2 protein-coding genes are annotated in these 794 nt (G+C 37.5%); one reads left to right on the top strand and one right to left on the bottom strand.

Annotated elements, in window-relative coordinates:
• Positions 1–198 (bottom strand): hypothetical protein (locus ACYVTD_RS14630; protein ID WP_461248450.1); only part of this gene is annotated, 198 nt, incomplete at its 3' end.
• 171 nt (positions 199–369) lie between these two features.
• Here ACYVTD_RS14630 and ACYVTD_RS14635 point away from each other — a divergent pair.
• Positions 370–747 carry a hypothetical protein gene (locus ACYVTD_RS14635; RefSeq protein ID WP_461248451.1) on the top strand — a complete coding sequence of 126 codons (378 nt, stop codon included), beginning with the start codon at positions 370–372 and terminating at the stop codon, positions 745–747.
• The last annotated feature ends 47 nt before the right edge of the window (positions 748–794 follow it).

The following is a 794-nucleotide window of genomic DNA, read 5'->3' on the forward strand; positions in this document are numbered from 1 at the left end:
ACGTCTCCCCGTACAGTAGAGGTAATGCCATCCGCTACGGCTTCCGGCTTGTCCTCCCGGGCCCTGTTGTGCTGTAAAATGCGGATAATGGAATGTAACAATTTTGTTTTTTCTTTTACGAATACAAATTCCAAGCGTCGAAGACTTGAACGAACGGAAAGTACCATCGCAGGCCGTGGAAAGGCGTACTTCGTCCACATATATAATGTAAATGTTTATTGTTTTTATTTTAAATCAATGGTATTATGTACCATGTTTACTAATTTTTATTGGGCTAAGATGAAAAACATACAAGATAAAATATTCCGATTGAGTATAAATCAATGATTGAGGAAGGGGCGAACGATGGGATCTTTGGCGCGGAATAGAATGACTGAAATGATAATTTGCGTATTACGCGATTTTAGTAAATATTTCAGAAAAAATGAAAAAAGATTTTCCGGATATTATATTTTATCAGACCTCGTTTCCAATAGCCGAGGGATAATAAATAATAACACGTTAATGACAAATATGCTTTGGAGGCTTAGCGATGAAGCCCTTGTGCAAATGTACCGCGAATGCGGGGCTCTTACAGAAAAATTTGATTTGAACACAAAAAGTATGATGGCGGGATATAAAACGGCGGAAATTGACAAAAAGGCGACGTTTGACGGGGATGTCGGTTATATTGACATTAAACATTTAAATTTATTCTCTTTAAGCATGGGATGGAACGATGAGGCGGTTCAAAAAGGGTGGGGGTAAACCGAGGTTTTTTACGGAAAAACGGAAAAAAAAAAATTTAATTATCA

It is taken from the genome of Treponema sp. R6D11, assembly GCF_054786075.1.